General features: G+C 71.1%; 13 protein-coding genes. 4 read left to right on the top strand and 9 right to left on the bottom strand.

Going from position 1 to position 17,157, the window contains the following annotated elements; all coding sequences use genetic code 11:
- Window positions 1-54 precede the first annotated feature (54 nt).
- The 6 genes from FHX81_RS08695 to FHX81_RS08725 all read right to left on the bottom strand — a co-directional run bounded on the left by FHX81_RS08695 (window position 55) and on the right by FHX81_RS08725 (window position 6,480).
- Window positions 55-450 (bottom strand): DnaJ family domain-containing protein, encoded by a 396-nt coding sequence (locus tag FHX81_RS08695; RefSeq protein ID WP_141976753.1) that lies wholly within the window; start codon window positions 448-450, stop codon window positions 55-57.
- Window positions 447-1,673 (bottom strand): RNA polymerase sigma factor, encoded by a 1,227-nt coding sequence (locus tag FHX81_RS08700; protein WP_141976755.1) that lies wholly within the window; start codon window positions 1,671-1,673, stop codon window positions 447-449. Before FHX81_RS08700 ends, FHX81_RS08695 begins: the two co-directional genes overlap by 4 nt.
- Window positions 1,670-2,074: a YciI family protein gene (locus FHX81_RS08705; RefSeq protein ID WP_141976757.1), complete on the bottom strand. Its 405-nt coding sequence runs from the start codon at window positions 2,072-2,074 to the stop codon at window positions 1,670-1,672. Before FHX81_RS08705 ends, FHX81_RS08700 begins: the two co-directional genes overlap by 4 nt.
- 151 nt (window positions 2,075-2,225) lie before the next feature.
- Window positions 2,226-3,314, bottom strand: a complete 1,089-nt coding sequence (locus FHX81_RS08710) for a cellulose binding domain-containing protein (RefSeq protein ID WP_141976759.1) — start codon at window positions 3,312-3,314, stop codon at window positions 2,226-2,228.
- 9 nt (window positions 3,315-3,323) lie between these two features.
- Complete coding sequence (locus tag FHX81_RS08715) at window positions 3,324-4,940, bottom strand: cellulase family glycosylhydrolase (RefSeq protein WP_141976761.1); 1,617 nt, start codon at window positions 4,938-4,940, stop codon at window positions 3,324-3,326.
- A 520-nt stretch (window positions 4,941-5,460) separates the two neighbouring features.
- Complete coding sequence (locus FHX81_RS08725) at window positions 5,461-6,480, bottom strand: LacI family DNA-binding transcriptional regulator (RefSeq protein WP_141976763.1); 1,020 nt, start codon at window positions 6,478-6,480, stop codon at window positions 5,461-5,463.
- Between the two features lie 104 nt (window positions 6,481-6,584).
- On the opposite strand from FHX81_RS08725, the gene FHX81_RS08730 reads away from it, so the two are divergent.
- Window positions 6,585-7,553, top strand: a complete 969-nt coding sequence (locus FHX81_RS08730) for an acetylxylan esterase (RefSeq protein WP_141976765.1) — start codon at window positions 6,585-6,587, stop codon at window positions 7,551-7,553.
- Between the two features lie 57 nt (window positions 7,554-7,610).
- Here the strand turns inward: FHX81_RS08730 and FHX81_RS08735 are convergent, their stop codons facing one another.
- From FHX81_RS08735 to FHX81_RS08745, 3 genes are read right to left on the bottom strand one after another with little or no spacing between them, the layout of a single operon-like run.
- Complete coding sequence (locus tag FHX81_RS08735) at window positions 7,611-10,649, bottom strand: glycosyl hydrolase 115 family protein (protein WP_141976767.1); 3,039 nt, start codon at window positions 10,647-10,649, stop codon at window positions 7,611-7,613.
- Window positions 10,650-10,683: 34 nt separating this feature from the next.
- Window positions 10,684-12,990: a beta-xylosidase/alpha-l-arabinosidase gene (locus tag FHX81_RS08740; RefSeq protein ID WP_141976769.1), complete on the bottom strand. Its 2,307-nt coding sequence runs from the start codon at window positions 12,988-12,990 to the stop codon at window positions 10,684-10,686.
- Window positions 12,984-13,973 carry a LacI family DNA-binding transcriptional regulator gene (locus tag FHX81_RS08745; RefSeq protein WP_053716050.1) on the bottom strand — a complete coding sequence of 330 codons (990 nt, stop codon included), beginning with the start codon at window positions 13,971-13,973 and terminating at the stop codon, window positions 12,984-12,986. The genes FHX81_RS08740 and FHX81_RS08745 overlap by 7 nt, the downstream gene beginning before the upstream one ends.
- A 244-nt stretch (window positions 13,974-14,217) precedes the next feature.
- Here FHX81_RS08745 and FHX81_RS08750 point away from each other — a divergent pair, with 244 nt between their 5' ends.
- The 3 genes from FHX81_RS08750 to FHX81_RS41905 are packed head-to-tail and all read left to right on the top strand — an operon-like array spanning window position 14,218 to window position 17,131.
- A complete protein-coding gene (locus FHX81_RS08750) occupies window positions 14,218-15,462 on the top strand; it encodes an extracellular solute-binding protein (RefSeq protein WP_211363432.1) in 1,245 nt (414 codons plus the stop codon).
- Complete coding sequence (locus FHX81_RS41900) at window positions 15,462-16,316, top strand: carbohydrate ABC transporter permease (RefSeq protein WP_141976773.1); 855 nt, start codon at window positions 15,462-15,464, stop codon at window positions 16,314-16,316. Before FHX81_RS08750 ends, FHX81_RS41900 begins: the two co-directional genes overlap by 1 nt.
- Complete coding sequence (locus tag FHX81_RS41905) at window positions 16,313-17,131, top strand: carbohydrate ABC transporter permease (protein WP_141976775.1); 819 nt, start codon at window positions 16,313-16,315, stop codon at window positions 17,129-17,131. The genes FHX81_RS41900 and FHX81_RS41905 overlap by 4 nt, the downstream gene beginning before the upstream one ends.
- Window positions 17,132-17,157: the final 26 nt, after the last annotated feature.

Here is a 17,157-nt window from a genome sequence, read left to right on the forward strand (position 1 = left end):
GGCCGGCCGGACCGGCGTCCGCTCGCGCGGGACGGGAGTTCGGCGAGCGTGAGTTCAGCGAGCGGCGCGCCACTGCGCGACGACGTGGTCCACGTCGAACGGCATCAGGTTCAGCGGCGGGCCGGACATCGGTTTGCGGATCGCCTCGTCGATCCTGGCGTTGATGTCGGCCAGGATCGACCTGACCTCGGCCTCGGTGCGGGCCCGCCCGGCGGCTTCGCGCGCGTCGGCCGCCTCCTTGCGCAGCAGCAGCGTCGGTGGCAGGGCGGTGCCCTCCTCGCGGCGCAGCTTCTCCTTGACCCACCACAGCTCGTCGTGCGGCTCGTGCAGCCCTTGCAGCGGCTTGCCCGCACCGGGCAGGTCGTCGAACTCGCCGCGGTCCTGCGCCTCGCGGATCTGCCGTTCGATCCAGGTCTCGAAGCCCACCCCGGCCGGTTTGCGCTGCGTCATGGCGCACCACCCCCTGTCGAGGGTACCGGCGGTGCCAGCCGGGCCGCCTTGTCGATCAGGTAGCGCTGCTCGGGGACGCTGGTCGTGCGGGCGGCGGCCGCGCGGTAGTGGGCCACGGCCCGCGGCACGTCCCCCGCCATCTCGTGCAGGTGGGCGCGGACGGCGTCGAGGCGGTAGTGGCCGGGCAGGCGGTCGTCCAGGGTGTCGATCACGGCCAGGCCCTCGGCCGGGCCGTGCACCATGGCCACCGCGACGGCCCGGTTCAGCGAGACCACGGGGTTGCCGGTCATCCGCTCCAGCAGCCCGTACATGCCGAGGATCTGCGGCCAGTCGGTGTCCTCGGCGCGGGCCGCGTCGTCGTGGATGGCCGCGATCGAGGCCTGCAACTGGTACTCGCCGATCGCGCCGCGCTCCAGCGCTCCCATGATCAGCCCGACGCCCTCGACGATCAGCGCCCGGTCCCACCGCGACCGGTCCTGCTCGGCCAGCGGGACCAGTTCGCCGTCCGGGCCGGTGCGCGCCGGCCTGCGGGCGTCGGTGAGCAGCATCAGCGCCAGCAGGCCCGCCACCTCCGGATCGGACGGCAAGCGGGCGTGCACGGCCCTGGTCAGCCGGATCGCCTCGCCGGACAGCTCGGTGCGGTGCAGCGCGCCGCCGACGCTGCTGGTGTAGCCCTCGTTGAAGATCAGGTACAGCACGTGCAGCACGGACCGCAGCCGGGCCGCGAACTCGTCCGGGCCGGGCAGGGCGAAGCTCGCGCCGCGCAGCTTCTGCTTGGCCCGGGTGATCCGCTGGGACATGGTCGCCTCGGGCACCAGGAACGCGTTGGCGATCTCCGCCGTGGTCAGACCGCCCACCGCGCGCAAGGTCAACGCGATGGCGGACGCGGGCGTCAGCTCCGGGCGGCAGCACAGGAACAGCACCACCAGCGTGTCGTCCCGGTCCACCGCGTCACCCGGCGCCGGTTCGCGGAACACCTCGTCCTCACGGCGGCGGCGCGCGGCCTCGCTGCGGACCAGGTCGGTCATCCGGCGCACGGCGGCCTGCACCAGCCAGCCGCGCGGGTTGTCCGGCACACCGTCCACGGGCCAGTGGCGCGCGGCGGCCAGCAGTGCCTCCTGCACCGCGTCCTCGGCCAGCGCGAAGTCGCCGAACCGGCGCGCGACCACGCCGAGGACCTGCGGCGCGCACCGGCGCAGCAGGTCCTCGACGGTCTCGCTCACAGGTCGGTCGACGCGGGCGCGGACATCAGCTCCCGCACCTCGATCGGCTGGCCGATCGGCACGCCGTTCGGCCCGGGCGCGGCGGAGGCCTGCGCCGCGATCTCCAGCGCGCGCTCCAGCGTGGCGTCGACCAGCCAGTAGCCCGCCAGCAGCTCCTTGGACTCGGGGAACGGGCCGTCGGTGATGACCGGCGTGCCGGACCCGGTGAACGTCACCGTCTTGGCCAGTTCCGGGCCGGCCAGGCCCTGGGCGTCGACCAGCTCGCCGTTCTCGGCCAGCTCCTTGCCCAGGTCCTGCTGGAAGCGGATGTGCGCGGCGATGTCCTCGCGCGCCCACTGGTCCATCGGGACGTCGCAGTTGGCGGCTGGGCCGTAGTTCATCAGGAGCAGGAACTTCGCCATGTCGGACTCCTAGGTGTTCGTGCGCCCATCTTGGCGCTTTCACCCTGTGGACGGAGCCGTGGCGGCACTCCCTACACGTTTGACTGTGACCTGAGTCACGTCTGACGGTCTCGCGGTTGCGCCTGAGGGCAGGCACAACCGCGAGGTCCCGTCAGGTCAGCGAGCAGACCGGTTTCGGCGGCACCCAGCCGGTGATGTCACCCGAACCGTTGAACCCGATCTTGATCGAGGTGGCGGGCGGGATGACGCCGTTCCAGGAGGCGTTGGTGACCGTCACGGTGGTGCCGCTCTGGCCGAACGTGCCGCTCCACCCCTGGGTCACCGCCGTACCGGGCTTCAGGTCGAACTGGAGGCGCCAGCTCCTGGTCGCCGACGCCCGGCCGTTGCGGATCTCGATCTCCGCCGAGAAACCTCCCTGCCACTGACTGATGATCTTGATGACGACGCCGCACTCGGTCGGCGGGACGGACGTCGTGGTTGTCGTCGTGGTTGTTGTTGTTGTTGTTGTGGTGGTCGTGGTGGGCGTGGTGCCGTTCAGCGCGGACACCACGGCCGGGATCCACCGGTTCGCGATCTTGCGATCACCGGACGCGTTCGGGTGAACGCCGTCGTAGGTGTCGCTGGACGTCGCGAACCCGGCCCACTGGTCGACCACGGTGATCGGCGACTGCGCGGTGGACTTGCCCGCCGCCCAGCCGGGGATCGCCGCGTTCAGGTCGACGACCCGCTGCGGGCACTCCGCGCACGCGCTCGCCGCCATCGGGATGATCTTGGCGACGAGCACCTTCATGCTCGGGTTGTTGGCCCGCATCTGGTCCACCAGCTTGCCGTAGGCGGCCAGGATCGTGGCGGTCGACCGGTTGCTCCACACGTCGTTGGTGCCGAAGTGCATGAGCACCACGTTCGGGTTGGTGGCGGCCAACCACCCGACGAGCTGGTTCTGGTCGGCCACCGCCGTGACCAGCGCGCCGCCGTGGCCCTCGTTCTCGCCGTCGTAGGCGAACCCGCAGCCGTCGCCGGCGCGGGTGCCCACGAAGTCGATGTTCGTGTGCCCGGCCGCCCGCAGGTCGCGGTCCAGCAGCGCCCGCCAGCACCCCGGCGACCCGGTGATCGAGTCGCCCAGCGCCATGATCCGCGTCGGCGCGGCGGCCTCGACCGCCTGGCCGGGCGCGGCCGGCAGCACGCCGACGAGGGTGGCCAACGCGCCTAAGAGCGCGACCAGTGCCGTCTTCCTCGACATCGCCGCCCCCTAGGCCGTCGTGCAGGCGGCGCCGTTGAGGGTGAACCCGGTGGGCGCCGAGTTCGTGCCGTTCCACGACCCGATGAAGCCGAAGCTGACCGAGCCGTTCACCGGGATGGTGCCGGTGTAGGACACGTTGGTCGCGCTCAGCGTCGCGCCGGACTGGGACGTGGTGGCGCCCCACGACTGGCTGACCGTCTGGCCGTTGGCCCAGGTCCAGCGCAGCGTCCAGCCGTTGACCGCGGCCGTGCCGGTGTTGGCGATCTTCACGTCGCCCTGGAAGCCGCCCTGCCACTGGCCCGCGACCTTGTAGGTGACCGCGCAGGAACCGCCACCGCCACCGGACTGGGTGGTCACGGTGACCGTGCCGGAACGGGTCGAGCGGTTGCCCGCCGCGTCCCGCGCGTACACGGCGAACGTGTAGGTGGTGTTGGCCGTCAGGCCGGTGAGGGTCGCGGACGCCGTGGCGGTGCTGGCGGCCGCGGTCTCCGTGGTGCCGCTGACGCGCACGACGTCGTAGCCGGTGACGCCGACGTTGTCGGTGGACGCGGTCCAGGACAGCGTGGCGCCGGTGGCCGTGACGCCGGACGCGGTCGGGGTGCCGGGCGTGGACGGCGCGGTGATGTCCGGGCCGGTGCCGCTGTCGTAGACGCTGGCCTGCCGGGAGGTCGCCTTGATGCCGTTCGCGCCGTTGATCGCGCGCTGGCCCCAGCTCGTGAGCTGGGCGGCGTTGAAACCGGTGACCATGTCGAGGTACTCGACGCCGCCGCCGTTGCCCGACCACGACCACGCGAGGTAGCCGAGCTTGAGCGACTGCGTGGTGGCGAAGATCGTGTCCTCGTCCGGGTTGCCGTCGGAGTGGTCGTGGCCGAACTCGCCGACCACGATCGGCAGCTTCGCCGTGACGAACCGGTTCAGGTAGTCGTTGATCTCCGCGGCCGTGTCGAACACGCCGTACATGTGGATGGAGAACACCGTGTTCTTCTGCGGGTCGGTGTCGAACACCGAGGCGGCGTTGTCGCGCATGGTGAAGGCCCAGTCCTGGCCCCAGTTCGGCGCGTCCACCATGATCGTGTGCTGGAAACCCGCCGCGCGCAGCGACGTGATGGCGTCCTTGGTGGCCTGGGTCCAGCCGGTGTAGCCGGAGTTGCCCCACGGCTCGTTGCCGATGTTGAGGATGACGTACTTCTCCTGGCCGGCCAGGGCGCTCTGGATGCTCTTCCAGTACTCCACGGCGCGGGCCAGGCTCACGGCGCCGCTCTGCTCCTGGTAGCCGGTGGTGTCGTGCACCTCCAGCACGCAGATGAGCTTGTTGGCCTTGCACTGGCTGATGACGCCTGCGACGTCGGTGGCGGAGTTGAGCGTCCACCGGTCGCCGGAGCTGAGCACCACGCGGACCGTGTTGGCTCCGGTGGCCTTGATGTCCTTGAGGGCCTGGGTGGTGCGGTCGGTGTACCAGGTGTGCGCGTGGTTCACGCCACGCATCACGAAGTCGTTGCCGTTGGCGTCGAGCAGACGCCCGTTGCTGACGGTGAACCCGGCCGCGGCGTGTGCCGGCACCACCGTCAGCAGTGACAGGACCAAGGCGGCGACGGCCGCGCCGACCAAGGCGAATCGCTTGCGCATGGATGTACCTCGCGTAGTTGTCGACGTTGACGTAGCGAGCGCAGGGCAGCGCACCTGCCTGCGGCAGGCTCCAACACCAAAGCAATTAACCGCTTAAGTGTCAACGGTGTCATCCGCCGGAATCCCGGCCTCTCCCCCACCCGCGCACCGACCGCCGGGCACACCTGAACCGACGTTCTGGAACCGCTCCCAGAACGCCTCCCCGCCAGTCTCCCCCACCACCACCCTCCCGCCAACCCCCACCTTCCCGCGAGTCGAACCCTCAGGTCCCGTGAGTCGAACCTCCAGGTCCCGCGTGTCCTACGTTCAGGTCCCGCGTGTCCTACGTTCAGGCCCTCTGAATTCAACGCTCAGGACACGCGACCTGGGGATTTGCGGCATGACGGCGTGCCGCGACGCGAACGTAGGACACGCGCGTCCTGAACGTTCGACACGCGGGACCTGAACGTTCGACACGCGGGACCTGAGCGTTCGACTCACGAGACCTGAAGGTTCGACACGCGGGACCTGAGCGTTCGACTCACGAAGGGGGGTGGGAGGTGCTCGAGCGGGGGACCAGTTCCGGGTCGGAGGTCTTGACCTGGTCGGGCGGGGCGCCGTTGATCACGTCCAGCAGCAGGCGGACGGCGGCGGCGCCGCGTTCGGCGATCGGGCGGCGGACCGCGGACAGGGCCGGGCGGACCAGGCGGCACAGGGCCGAGTCGTCCCACGCGACGAGGGACAACTGCTCGGGCACCGACAGCCCCAGCTCGTGCGCCACGCCCAGGGCGGACACGGCCATCACGTCGTTGTCGAACACCAGAGCGGTGGGCACGGTGCCGCTGGTCAGCACCCGCCGCGTCACGCGCGCCGCCGCCTCGTCGGAGTAGTCCGCGTGCACGACCCGCGCGTCGGGCAGGTTCAACCGCGCCGCCGCCGTGGTGAACGCGCGGGACCGGGTCTGGGTGTGCACGAACTTCGTCGGACCCGCGACCCGGACGATGCGCCGGTGCCCGAGCGCCACCAGGTACTCCAGCACCTCCTCCACGGCCGGCTCGTCGTCGGTCCACACGCACGGCAGCTCCGGCACGACCGGCTCCCCGAGCACGACCGCCGGCAGCCGCAGCTCCTGCACCAGCTCCACCCGCGGGTCGTTCTGGACCAGGTCGACCAGCAGCACGCCGTCCACCCGCCGCTCGCCCCACCACCGCCGGTACGCCGCCAGCTCGGCCGCCGAGTTGTCCGTCACCTGGAGCAGCAACGACGTGGGCCCGCCCGCCAACGCCCCCTGGATGCCGGAGATCAACTGCATGAAGTACGGCTCCACGCCGATCACCCGCGCCGGCCGGTCCACGACGAGCCCGATCGCGTTCGCCCGACCGTCGCTCAACGACCGCGCCGCGCTGCTGGGCACCCAGCCGAGGCGGTCGGCGATGTCCATGATCCGGCGGCGCGTCGGCTCGGAGACACCCGGCCGGTTGTTGAGCGCGTACGACACCGCGCCGGTGGACACCCCCGCGGCCTTGGCGATGTCCGAGATGGTCGGACGCTTCCCTACCACCCGCGCCTCCTCGGTCGGTGATCAATAAGTCTAGACCGCCGCACCCCCGGCCCGGCCCGGTAGGCTGATTAAGCGCTTAACGGATAATGTGAAAGGGGACCGCCGTGCCCTGGTTCGACCTCTCCGAGCGGGAGTTGGCGCTGTACCGGACCGACACCGCCGAACCGGACAACCTCGACCTGTGGTGGAAGACCCGGTTGGAGGACGCCCGCGCCGCCGCGCTCCCCCCGGTGCTCACGCCCTACGCGGCCGACGCGTACGGCCCGCTGTCGGTCTGGGACGTCGAGTTCTCCGGCTACGGCGGCGACCGGGTGCGCGGCTGGTACATCCGACCCGCCGGGTCCGGCGTCGAGTCGCTGCCCACGGTCGTCTGCTACATCGGTTACGGCGGCGGGCGCGGCCTGCCCTCGGAGCACGCGCTGCTGCCGTCGGTCGGCTACGCGGTGTTCGTGATGGACACCCGCGGGCAGGGCGGGCGGTGGACGCTCGGCGCCACCCCGGACTCCGGTTTCGCGGGCCCCGAGCACCCGGGCGTGATGACGCGCGGCATCGCCAGTCCCGAGACCTACTACGTCACGCGCCTGATGGTGGACGCCGCACGCGCCGTCGAAGTGGCCGCGTCCCTCGACGGGGTGGACGAGACGCGGATCGCGGTGTCCGGTGGGAGCCAGGGTGGCGGGCTGGCGCTGGCCGCCGCCGCGCTCAACGGCGAAGCGGTGAAGGTCTGCCACGCGGACGTCCCGTTCCTGTGCGACTTCCAGCGCGCCGTCACCCTCACCGACGCCGAGCCGTACGCGGAGATCGCGAAGTTCCTGGCGCAGCACGTCGACCTGATCCCGGCCGCGCTCGACACGCTGCGGTACGTGGACGGCGCCTTGCTGGCCAAGCGGATCACGGCGACGTCTCTGCTCAGCGTCGGCCTGATGGACGAGGTGTGCCCACCGTCCACGGTGTACGCGGCCTACAACGAGATCACCGCGCCGAAGGAGATGGCGGTGTTCCCGTTCAGCGGCCACACCACTCCGCGCGTGCACGACGAACGCAAGTTGCGGCACCTGCGCGCGCACCTGTGAGTGGAGGCGGGGCGTGAGGGGGACCACCGCCATAGTCCCCCTCACGCCCCAGCCCGGTCAGTGGACTCGGCGGCTCTCCGGAGGTCCCAGGTAACTGGGCCTGAGGCCTCCCGTGTCCACGACCAGCTTCTGGACCACCACGGTGGGGTCGACCACCCACACCTTGAGCGTGTGCACGCCCGCGGCGAGGTGGTGCCCGGTGGCGGTTCGGTTGACGTTGTCGGAGGTGTTGCGCTCCCACTCGCGGTTCATGGCGGTGTCGTCCGCGCCGGTGGCGGCGGTGATGTCGACGACCTGCGGCGGCTGGTCGTCGAACGACACCCCGTACCGCAGCCCGGGGCGACCGGGCAGCACCGGGTTGCGCGGCGACAGGTACGCCCACACGGTCACCGGCCCGGTGGACCGCACGGTCAGCTCGTACTCCAGGCGCGGACCGGTGGGTTCGCGGCTCGGCGCGGTCACCGGGAACGGCTGCACGCCGTCGCCGGTGCGGCCGAGGCCGGGGATCCGCCGCCACCGCACGCCGTCGCCGTCCACGACGCGGGTCGCGTGGGCGGCCTCGATGGAGACGTACCCGTTGGCCTCCACGAAACCCCGCGGGTCGACCAGGTCGTTCTCCACCACCGCCCGCACGGTCACCTCCGCGCCCGCACCGGTGATGGTGACGGGCACCTCGGTGCACCCCTTCGGTGCCCGCGACCAGTCGACCCGCACGTCCAGCCGGACCTGCTCGTGGACCGTCCCGTGCGGCCGGTCGACCTCCAGCCACGCCGCGCCGGACGTGACCCGGTAGTCGAACGGGACCGCACCGCGGTTGAACACGTCGACGTACTGCCCCGGCTGCGACTGGTGCGGGCTGAACGCGGGCAGCGTCGGCGACCCGCCCGCCGCGGGCCACCACCGGTCCGAGCCGTCGACGGCCACGCCCAACTCGGCCACGTGCGGCAGCTCGACCCGCCGCACGGCCGGGAACACCTCGTCCGGCAGCACCCGGTCGTCGCGCTCCGGCTGCTGCCACGACGCGCTGGGACCGTACCGCGCGACGTCGCCGTAACCGATCTTCGGCTGCGTTTGGAAGCCGTTCCACTTCCCGCCCGCGAGCACGGTGTGGTAGTGCTCCGACATCGCCCGGTCGTCGGCGAACCGGGCATCGGTGATGTCGGCCAGCGCGTTGGCCGACGCACGCCCCTGCTCGGCGTAGAGCAGGTTGGTGAACTCGGCCAGCCGCAACGCGTACAGGTTCGCGGTCGCCTTCACGGGGTAGAGGACCAGTTGGTAGTAGGCGTCCTGTTCGGACCGGGGGAGCGTGCCGCGGATGCGTTCGGCCTCGTCCGCCAACCGCTGCCACCGCTCGGTGACGCGGTCGATCTCGCGGTAGTCGGTCAGGCTGAACGGTGACGCCTGGTCGTCGTACGTGACCGCCGTCCCGTCGGCGGTGGCCCTGCGGTTGAGCAGTTCCGGCTTGCGCATGGACTGCAGCGCGCCGTACTCGCGCAGGACCGAGGCGATCTCGACCGCCCGGGAGCCGAAGTTCTGCGCCGCGTAGCGCTCCTCCCACTCCCCCAGCGCCTCCGCGGGCCAGCGGTGCGGGTCCCAGGCGTAGTCCAGGAAGAACTGCAACGGCAGCTCGTTGCCTTTCACGTCGCCCGCGTTGACGACCCACAGCCGGTCGACGCCGTACTCGTAGGACTGGTGCAGCTGGTCCCGGACGTTCGCCAGCGGGCTGGTGTCGACCCACTTGTAGTTGCGCCCGCCGCCGACGTAGTCGAAGTGGTAGTACAGGCCGTGACCGCCGGCGCGCCCGGGCGACGACGGGTCGGGCAGCTTGCGCATGTTGCCCCAGTTGTCGTCGGCGAACACGACGGTCACGTCGTCCGGCGGCCGCAGCCCCTGTTCCCAGTAGCGCTGGACCTCCTTGTAGAGGGTCTGCACCTGCGGGACGTCCGCCATGCCCTCGCGGGCCAGGATGTCCCGTTGCGAGGCCAGGATCTCCCGCATCAGCTCGATGCCGTCGCCGTCGGACAGGCTCGCGTCGCCGTTGCCGCGCATGCCGAGGGTCACCACGCCCTCGAAGCCCTCGTCCTTCATCCGCCGCACGCCGTCGGCCCAGTAGCGCTCGATGGCGGCGCGGTTGCGGCGGAAGCTCCACTCCCCGTTGCCGCCGTACGGGTCGCCCTCGCCGGGCCTCGCGTGCCGGTTCCACTCCTCGATGCCGCGCATCATCGGCGCCTCGTGCGAGGTGCCCATGACGACGCCGTACGCCTTGGCGGTCGCGTGGTTGAGCGGGTCGTCCTCGGCGAACGCCCGCCCCCACACCGCGGGCCACACGTAGTTGGCCTTGAGCCGCAACGCGGTCTCGAAGACCTTGGCGTAGAAGTGGTGGTTGAAGCCCGCGGGGAAACCCGGCGCGTGGCCGGGGCCGAAGTGCCCCGGCGCCCAGGTGCCCAGCGCCGGGTTCTCGTCGTTGACGAAGAACCCGCGGTACTTCACCGCGGGCGTGCCCTGACCGTGCCTGCCCGGCAGCACGTGCAGCTCGGCGCGGTGGGCCGGGGGGACGTCGGCCCACCAGTACCAGGGCGACACGCCGATCTCGCGGGACACGTCGTACGCCCCGAAGATGGTGCCCCGCTGGTCGCTGCCCGCGATGACGAACGCCCGCCGCACACCCGGCAGCGGGTCGTGCACGACCTGCTGGAGCGAGGTCTCCCACCGGCCCGCGATGCCGGACACGTCGAGCTTGCCGCGCTCGACCAGGTCGGCGATCAGCGGGCTGCGACCGACCGTGCCGACGATGACCACGTCACCGCCCGGCACCGCGGCCGGATCGTCGGCCGACGTGATCCCCTGCCGCACGCCGGTGACGCGTTCGACGTCGTCACGCAGGTCACCGACCACGCGCACGACGCCGGGGTGGTCGGCGTCGCTGACCACGAAGGCGGCGACCTCGCCCCGGGACGCCAACGGGAAGCGCTCCCGTCCCGGGGCGTCGACGACGTACCCCTCGACCCGGGACGGGCCGGTCGGGGTGGGCGTCGCCGCCGCCGGCGCCGCGGGCACGGGGTGCGCCGGCGGCGCCGACAAGGGCACCAACCTCATGGGTCACCTCATCGTGACGTGGTGGTCGGAAGGGTCAGCGGGCGGTGGTGGTCACCGGGGTCACCAGCACGCGGTCGTGGCCGACCACGCGCGGCTCGCCGGTGAGGGCGACCTCGTGCTCCCAGCGGATGTCCTTGCTGGAGCAGCCCACCTGCAGCACGACGTCACCGGTCTCCACGACCCGCTTGCCGTCCCGACCGGTGAACGAGGTGCGGTCGGCGTGCAGCCGGAACGTCACCTCGGTGGCCGCGCCCGCCTCCAGCTCGACCCGCGCGAAGCCGACGAGCTGGCGCACCGGGCGGGTGACGCTCGCGACCGGGTCGTGCAGGTAGAGCTGCACGACCTCGGCGCCGGCCCGGTCCCCGGTGTTGCGCACCAGGCACGACACCTCGACCTCGCCGTCGGTCGGGAACTGCGCGCCGCCGGCGAAGTCCGACAGCTCGAACGTCGTGTACGACAGGCCGTGCCCGAACGGGTAGGCGGGCGACGGGTCGACCGAGCTGACCCCGCCCGGACCGCCCAGCGGCGGGTGCAGGTAGGTGGTCGGCTGGCCGCCGGGGCCGCGCGGCACCTGCACGGGCAGCTTGCCGGACGGGTTGACGCGTCCGCTGAGCACGCCGGCGACCGCGCCCGCGCCCTCTTCGCCCGGGAAGAACGCCTGGACGATCGCCGCCGGCCGGTAGGAGCCGAGCGCGTAGGGGCGGCCGGTCAGCAGCACCAGCACCACCGGCACGTCCAGCGCGAGCAGCCGCTCCAGCAGCTCCCCCTGCACGCCCGGCAGGTTCAGGTCCTCCGCGTCGCAGCCCTCGCCGGACGTGCCGCGGCCGAACAACCCGGCCCGGTCGCCCAGCACGGCCAGCACCACGTCGGCCTCGCGCGCCACCGCGACCGCGTCCTCCAGGCCCGACCGGTCGTCGCCGTCGACGTCGCAGCCCTTGGCGGTGGTCACCGCGGCGTCCGGGAACTCCTTGCGCACGGCCTGCAGCATCGTGTCCATCTCGACGCCGAGCGCGACCTCGGGGTGCTGCACGCCCACGTGGTTCGGGAAGGCGTAGCAGCCCATCAGGGCCAGCAGGTCGTCCGCGCACGGGCCGACCACGGCGACCTTGCCCGCGTCACGCAGCGGCAGCACGTCGCCCGCGTTGTCCAGCAGCACCACGGAGCGCTCGGCCATCGTGCGGGCCAGGTCGCGCAGCGCGGGCGGGTCGAGGTCGACCGGCTCGCCGCGCAGCACCGCGGGCGAGTCCGGCTGCCAGCCCTCGTCCAGCAGGCCGAGTTCGCACTTCTGGGTGAGCACGCGCGTCACCGCCTGGTCGACCAGCGCCTCGTCCACCCGGCCGGAGCGCACCAGCTCGGCCAGCGGCTCGCCGTAGCAGCGCACGCTGGGCAGCTCGACGTCGATGCCGGCGGCCAGCGCCAGCGCGGCGGCATCGCCCGGCGAGCCCGCGATGGCGTGCGCGGTCTCCAGGAACGACACCGCGAAGTAGTCCGCGACCACCACGCCGGTGAAACCCCACTGGCCCCGCAGCAGGTCGGTGAGCAGGGCGGGGTCCGCGGCGGGCGGCACGCCGTCGACCTCGGCGTAGGAGTTCATCACCGAGCGGGCACCGCCCAGGCGCAGCGCCATCTCGAACGGCGGCAGCACGACGTCGGCGAACTCGCGCGGGCCCATGTGCACCGGCGCGTGGTTGCGCCCGCCGCGCGAGGCCGAGTAGCCCGCGAAGTGCTTGAGCGTGGCCACGATGCCGCTGGACTCCAGGCCCTTGGTGTAGGCGGCACCGAGGAGACCGACGAGGTACGGATCCTCGCCGATGGTCTCCTCGGTGCGTCCCCAGCGCGGGTCGCGCGTCACGTCGAGCACCGGCGCCAACCCCTGGTGGACGCCGACGTCGCGCATCGCGAGACCCACCTCGCGTGCCATCCGCTCGACCGTCTCCGGGTCGAAGGAGGCGCCCCACGCGAGCGGGGTCGGGAAGACGGTGGCCTGCCACGCGGTGAAGCCGGACAGGCACTCCTCGTGCGCCATGGCGGGGATGCCGAAGCGGGTGTTGGCGACCAGCTTGCGCTGCGTCTCGGCCAGCACCTTCGCGCCGACCAGCGGCTCGACCGGTCCCGTGCCGAACACCCGGGTCAGCTGGCCGAGGCCGGGCTTGGTCAGCTCGTCCCACGGCGGCAGCGGCTCGGCGAACTCGTGCTGGGCGGGCGCGACCTCCTCACCCTCGGAGATGCCCACCCACACGCCCACCAGCTGGGCCAGCTTCTCCTCCAGGGTCAGCTCGGCCAGCAAGGCGGCGACCCGCTCACCGGTCGGCTTTCCGGGATCGGCCCAGGGGTTCAGCACGGCGGCTCCTTCGTTGACGATCGGACGACGAGTTCGGTGGCCAGTTCCACCCGTTCGGTCTCCACGGGGCGACCCGCGATCAGGTCGGCGAGCATCCGGCCCGCGTGGCGGCCCATCTCGGTCAGTGGCTGGCGCACGGTGGTGAGGGCGGGCGAGGACCACACCGCGACCGGCAGGTCGTCGAACCCGACCACGCTCAGGTCGTGCGGCACGGACAGGCCCACGACGCGGGCCGCCTCGATCACGCCTAAAGCCTGCTCGTCGTTGCCGGCGAAGATCGCCGTCGGCCGGTCCGGCAGCGCCAGCAGCTCGGCCGCGCGGCGGAACCCGCCCTCGTGCTTGAAGTCGCCGTGCTTGACCAGTTCGGGGTTGAACGCGATGCCCGCGCGGTCCAGCGCGGCGCGGTAGCCGTCGACCCGCGCGCGGCTGCACAGCATCCCGGCCGGTCCGCCGATGACGCCGACCCGGCGGTGGCCGAGGCGCAGGAGGTGTTCGGTGGCGGCCAGGCCGCCCGCCCAGTTGGTGGCGCCGACGCTGGGCACGTTCGGCTGCGGCAGGTCGACCGGGTCGATGACCACGACGGGGATGCGGGAGTTGGCCAGCACGCGGCGGTCGGCGGCGGTCAGCTGGGAGGTGACCAGGAGCGCTCCCGCGCGCCTGGCCTCGACCAGCGACGCCGCCCACGACGTGTGCTGACGGGGTTTGTCGGTGGACGACACCACGACGTGCAGCCCGGTGTCGACGACGCCACGGATGATCTCCACCGCCCAGGGGCTGTCCAGGGCGGTGAACACGAGGTCCACCAGGAGGTGCCCGGAGGCCCTGCGGGACCCGACCGGCACGTAGTCATACTCGGCCAGGAGCTGCCGCACGCGGGCCCGGGTCTCTGCGCCGACGTCGTCCTTCCCGTTGAGGACTTTGGACACCGTCGGGAGAGACACCCCCGCTGCTGCAGCAATCGTGGCCAACGTGGCTCGACGCATGGGCCGATAGTATCGAAACTCGATCGAAACACAAGAGTGACCTCCTGACGTGCAGAAACACTACCTAGACGCGCCGAATGGTGACGCTTGACACCGGTTGGACACCGGCCTAAGGTCTGCGCAAGTCGTGGATGTTTCGAAATGTTTCGATGCCACGAACAAATCCGCAGCGTGGCAGAAGGGTGGCGGTCGCATGTCCCGCCGTTCATGGGTGCGTCCCCTCATCGCGATGGGGCTAGTCGCCGTGACAGCAGTGGTGTCCGCGTGTGGCACGTCCGGTCCGGGCGAGTCGAACGCCGGCGCTCTGAAGATCTGGGCGCTCGAGGACCCGGTCCTCAACAAGATCGAGAACAAGTCGATCGACTCGTTCAAGGCGGGTGGCGGCAACGCCTCGCTGGAGACGTTCGGCAACGACCCGTACAAGCAGCGGCTCCGGGTGGCCATCGGCTCCCCGCAGGCCCCCGACCTGTTCTTCAACTGGGGCGGTGGCAACCTCAAGGAGTACGTCGACGCCGGCAAGGTCGCCGACCTCACCCAGGTGCTCGAGGAGAACAAGGCCGCGAAGGACGCGTTCATCCCCAGCGTGCTGAACGGTGCCAAGCTCGGCGACAAGTACTACGGCGTGCCGATGCGCGGCATGCAGCCGGTGCTGCTGTTCTTCAACAAGAAGGTGTTCACCGAGGCGGGCGCCCAGCCGCCGACGACGTGGGACGAGCTGCTCGCGGTCGTCGACACCTTCAAGGCCAAGGGCATCACCCCGATCGCCCTGGCCGGCACGCAGGCGTGGACCGAGCTGATGTGGGCCGAGTACGTGCTCGACCGCGTGGCGGGTCCCGAGGTGTTCAAGAACATCCGGGACAAGGGCCCCGAGGGCTGGAAGGACCCGGCCGTGGTCGAGTCCATGACCAAGCTCAAGGACCTCATCGACCGCGGCGCGTTCGGCAGCAACTTCGCCTCCGTCGGCTACGACGCCGGTGGCGCGTCGACCATCCTGGCGCAGGGCAAGGCCGCCATGCACCTCATGGGTTCGTGGGAGTACACCAACCAGCTCGACCAGAGCCCGGACTTCGTGAAGAACGGTGACCTGGGCTGGATCGCGTTCCCGTCGATCCCCGGCGGCAAGGGCGACGCGGGCAACCTCGTCGGCAACGTGAGCAACTTCTACTCCGCCACCCAGGATTCGAAGAGCCTGGACGCGGCCAAGAAGTTCGTCACCACCGAGCTGCACAAGGACTCCTACATCGAGGCCCTGGTCGAGGCCGGTGACGTCCCGCCGGTGGTGGGCGCCGAGGAGAAGCTGAAGAAGTCGCCGAACCCGGAGTACGCGTCGTTCATCTACGAGCTGGTGCTGGACTCGAAGAACTTCCAGCTGTCCTGGGACCAGGACCTGCCCGCCGATGACGCGACCTTCATGCTCACGCAGCTCCAGGAGTTCTTCCTGGGCAAGGTCTCGCCGCAGCAGTTCGTCGACGCGGTGGCCGCGCGCTGATGTCGTCCCAGCGGCCTTCGGCCTGGTATGCCGTGCCGGCGTTCGCGTTCTTCGCCCTGTTCGCCGCGTTGCCCATGCTGCTCGTGATCTACCTGAGCTTCACCGCTTGGGACGGTCTGGGCACGCCGGCGCTCAACGGGGGCGAGAACTGGTCCCGGCTGCTCGAAGACAGCGAGGCTCGCGCCTCGGTGTGGCGGACCCTGGTGCTGATGGTCGTGTCGTGGCTCGTCCAGACCCCGATCGCGTTGCTGATCGGGGTCTGGGCGGCCGGCAAGCAGCGGTCCCGGGCGGTGCTCAGCTCGATCTTCTTCCTGCCGCTGCTGCTGTCCACGGCCGCCATCGCGTTGTTGTGGCAGGCGCTGCTCGAGCCGAACTTCGGCGCGTTCGTCGGCGGACCGCTGTTCCTCGGCGACCCCGACATCGCGCTCTACACGGTGGTGCTCGTGATCTCGTGGCAGTTCATCCCGTTCCACACCCTGCTCTACCAGGGCGCGGCACGGGCGGTGCCCGCCTCGCTGTACGAGGCGGCGACGATCGACGGCGCCTCGCGGGTGAGCAAGTTCCGGCACATCACGCTGCCGCAGCTGCGCTACACCGTGGTCACGTCGTCGGTGCTGATGCTGGTCGGCTCGCTGACCACGTTCGACACCGTGCTGATCCTGACCAACGGCGGACCGGGCACCGCGACCCGCATCCTGCCGCTGCACATGTACATCACCGGCTTCAGCGGGTTCGAGATGGGCTACGCGAGCACGATCGCGGTCGTGCTGGTCGTGCTCGGCACCGCGCTGTCGCTGGCGGTCATGCGCTGGAGCGGGTTCCGCCAGATGAGCAGCCAGCAGGAGGGGTCGTGAAGTCTCGTCCCAACTGGCCCGCCGGGCTGTTCGCCCTGGTGTGGCTGGCGATCGTCGTCGGACCGCTGCTCTACCTGGTCACGGTGTCGCTGCGCACGCGCGCCGAGTACCTGGGCAAGAGCGTGTGGGAGATGCCGGACGCGTTGTCGCTGGACAACTACGTCACGGTGCTCACCGGCGGCTTCGGCCAGTACCTGCTGAACAACGTGATCGTGACCGTCGCGACGGTGGCGATCGTGGTGCTGGTGACCGTGCCCGCCGCGTACGCGGTGGTGCGCAACACCAGCCCGTTCGTGCAGCGCGGTTTCACCCTGCTGCTGATGGGCCTCGCGATCCCCGCGCAGGCGACGATCATCCCGGTCTACCTGATGATCACCCGGATGCAGCTGTACGACACGTTGACCGCGATCATCCTGCCGACGGCGGCGTTCGCGCTGCCGGTGGCGATGCTGGTGCTGGTCAACAGCCTGCGTGACGTGCCGCGCGAGCTGTACGAGGCGCAGGCGATCGACGGCGCCGGGCCGATGCGGGTGCTCGTGTCGCTGGTCCTGCCGCTGGCGCGGCCGGCGATCATGACGGTCGTCGTCTACACCGCGCTGAACGCGTGGAACGGGTTCCTCTTCCCGTTGGTGCTCACCCAGTCGGAGTCGTCGCGGGTGCTCACCCTCGGGTTGTGGGACTTCCAGGGGCAGTTCGGCACGAACGTGCCCGCGCTGCTCGCGGCCGTGACGCTGTCCGTGCTGCCGATCTTCGTGGTGTACCTGATCGGGCGGCGGTTCCTGCTCAGCGGCCTCACGGCCGGTTTCGGCAAGTAGTCCACCCCCTCGGCTGGAGGAAGGCT

Source organism: Saccharothrix saharensis, from assembly GCF_006716745.1.
Lineage (GTDB): Bacteria > Actinomycetota > Actinomycetes > Mycobacteriales > Pseudonocardiaceae > Actinosynnema > Actinosynnema saharense.

Excerpts from the sequence above, each read along its gene's own strand:
- FHX81_RS08695 (WP_141976753.1), bottom strand. The coding sequence starts at position 450 with ATGACGCAGCGCAAACCGGCCGGGGTGGGCTTCGAGACCTGGATCGAA.
- FHX81_RS08705 (WP_141976757.1), bottom strand. The coding sequence starts at position 2,074 with ATGGCGAAGTTCCTGCTCCTGATGAACTACGGCCCAGCCGCCAACTGC.
- FHX81_RS08710 (WP_141976759.1), bottom strand. The coding sequence starts at position 3,314 with ATGTCGAGGAAGACGGCACTGGTCGCGCTCTTAGGCGCGTTGGCCACC.
- FHX81_RS08715 (WP_141976761.1), bottom strand. The coding sequence starts at position 4,940 with ATGCGCAAGCGATTCGCCTTGGTCGGCGCGGCCGTCGCCGCCTTGGTC.
- FHX81_RS08735 (WP_141976767.1), bottom strand. The coding sequence starts at position 10,649 with ATGAGGTTGGTGCCCTTGTCGGCGCCGCCGGCGCACCCCGTGCCCGCG.
- FHX81_RS08745 (WP_053716050.1), bottom strand. The coding sequence starts at position 13,973 with ATGCGTCGAGCCACGTTGGCCACGATTGCTGCAGCAGCGGGGGTGTCT.
- FHX81_RS41900 (WP_141976773.1), top strand. The coding sequence starts at position 15,462 with ATGTCGTCCCAGCGGCCTTCGGCCTGGTATGCCGTGCCGGCGTTCGCG.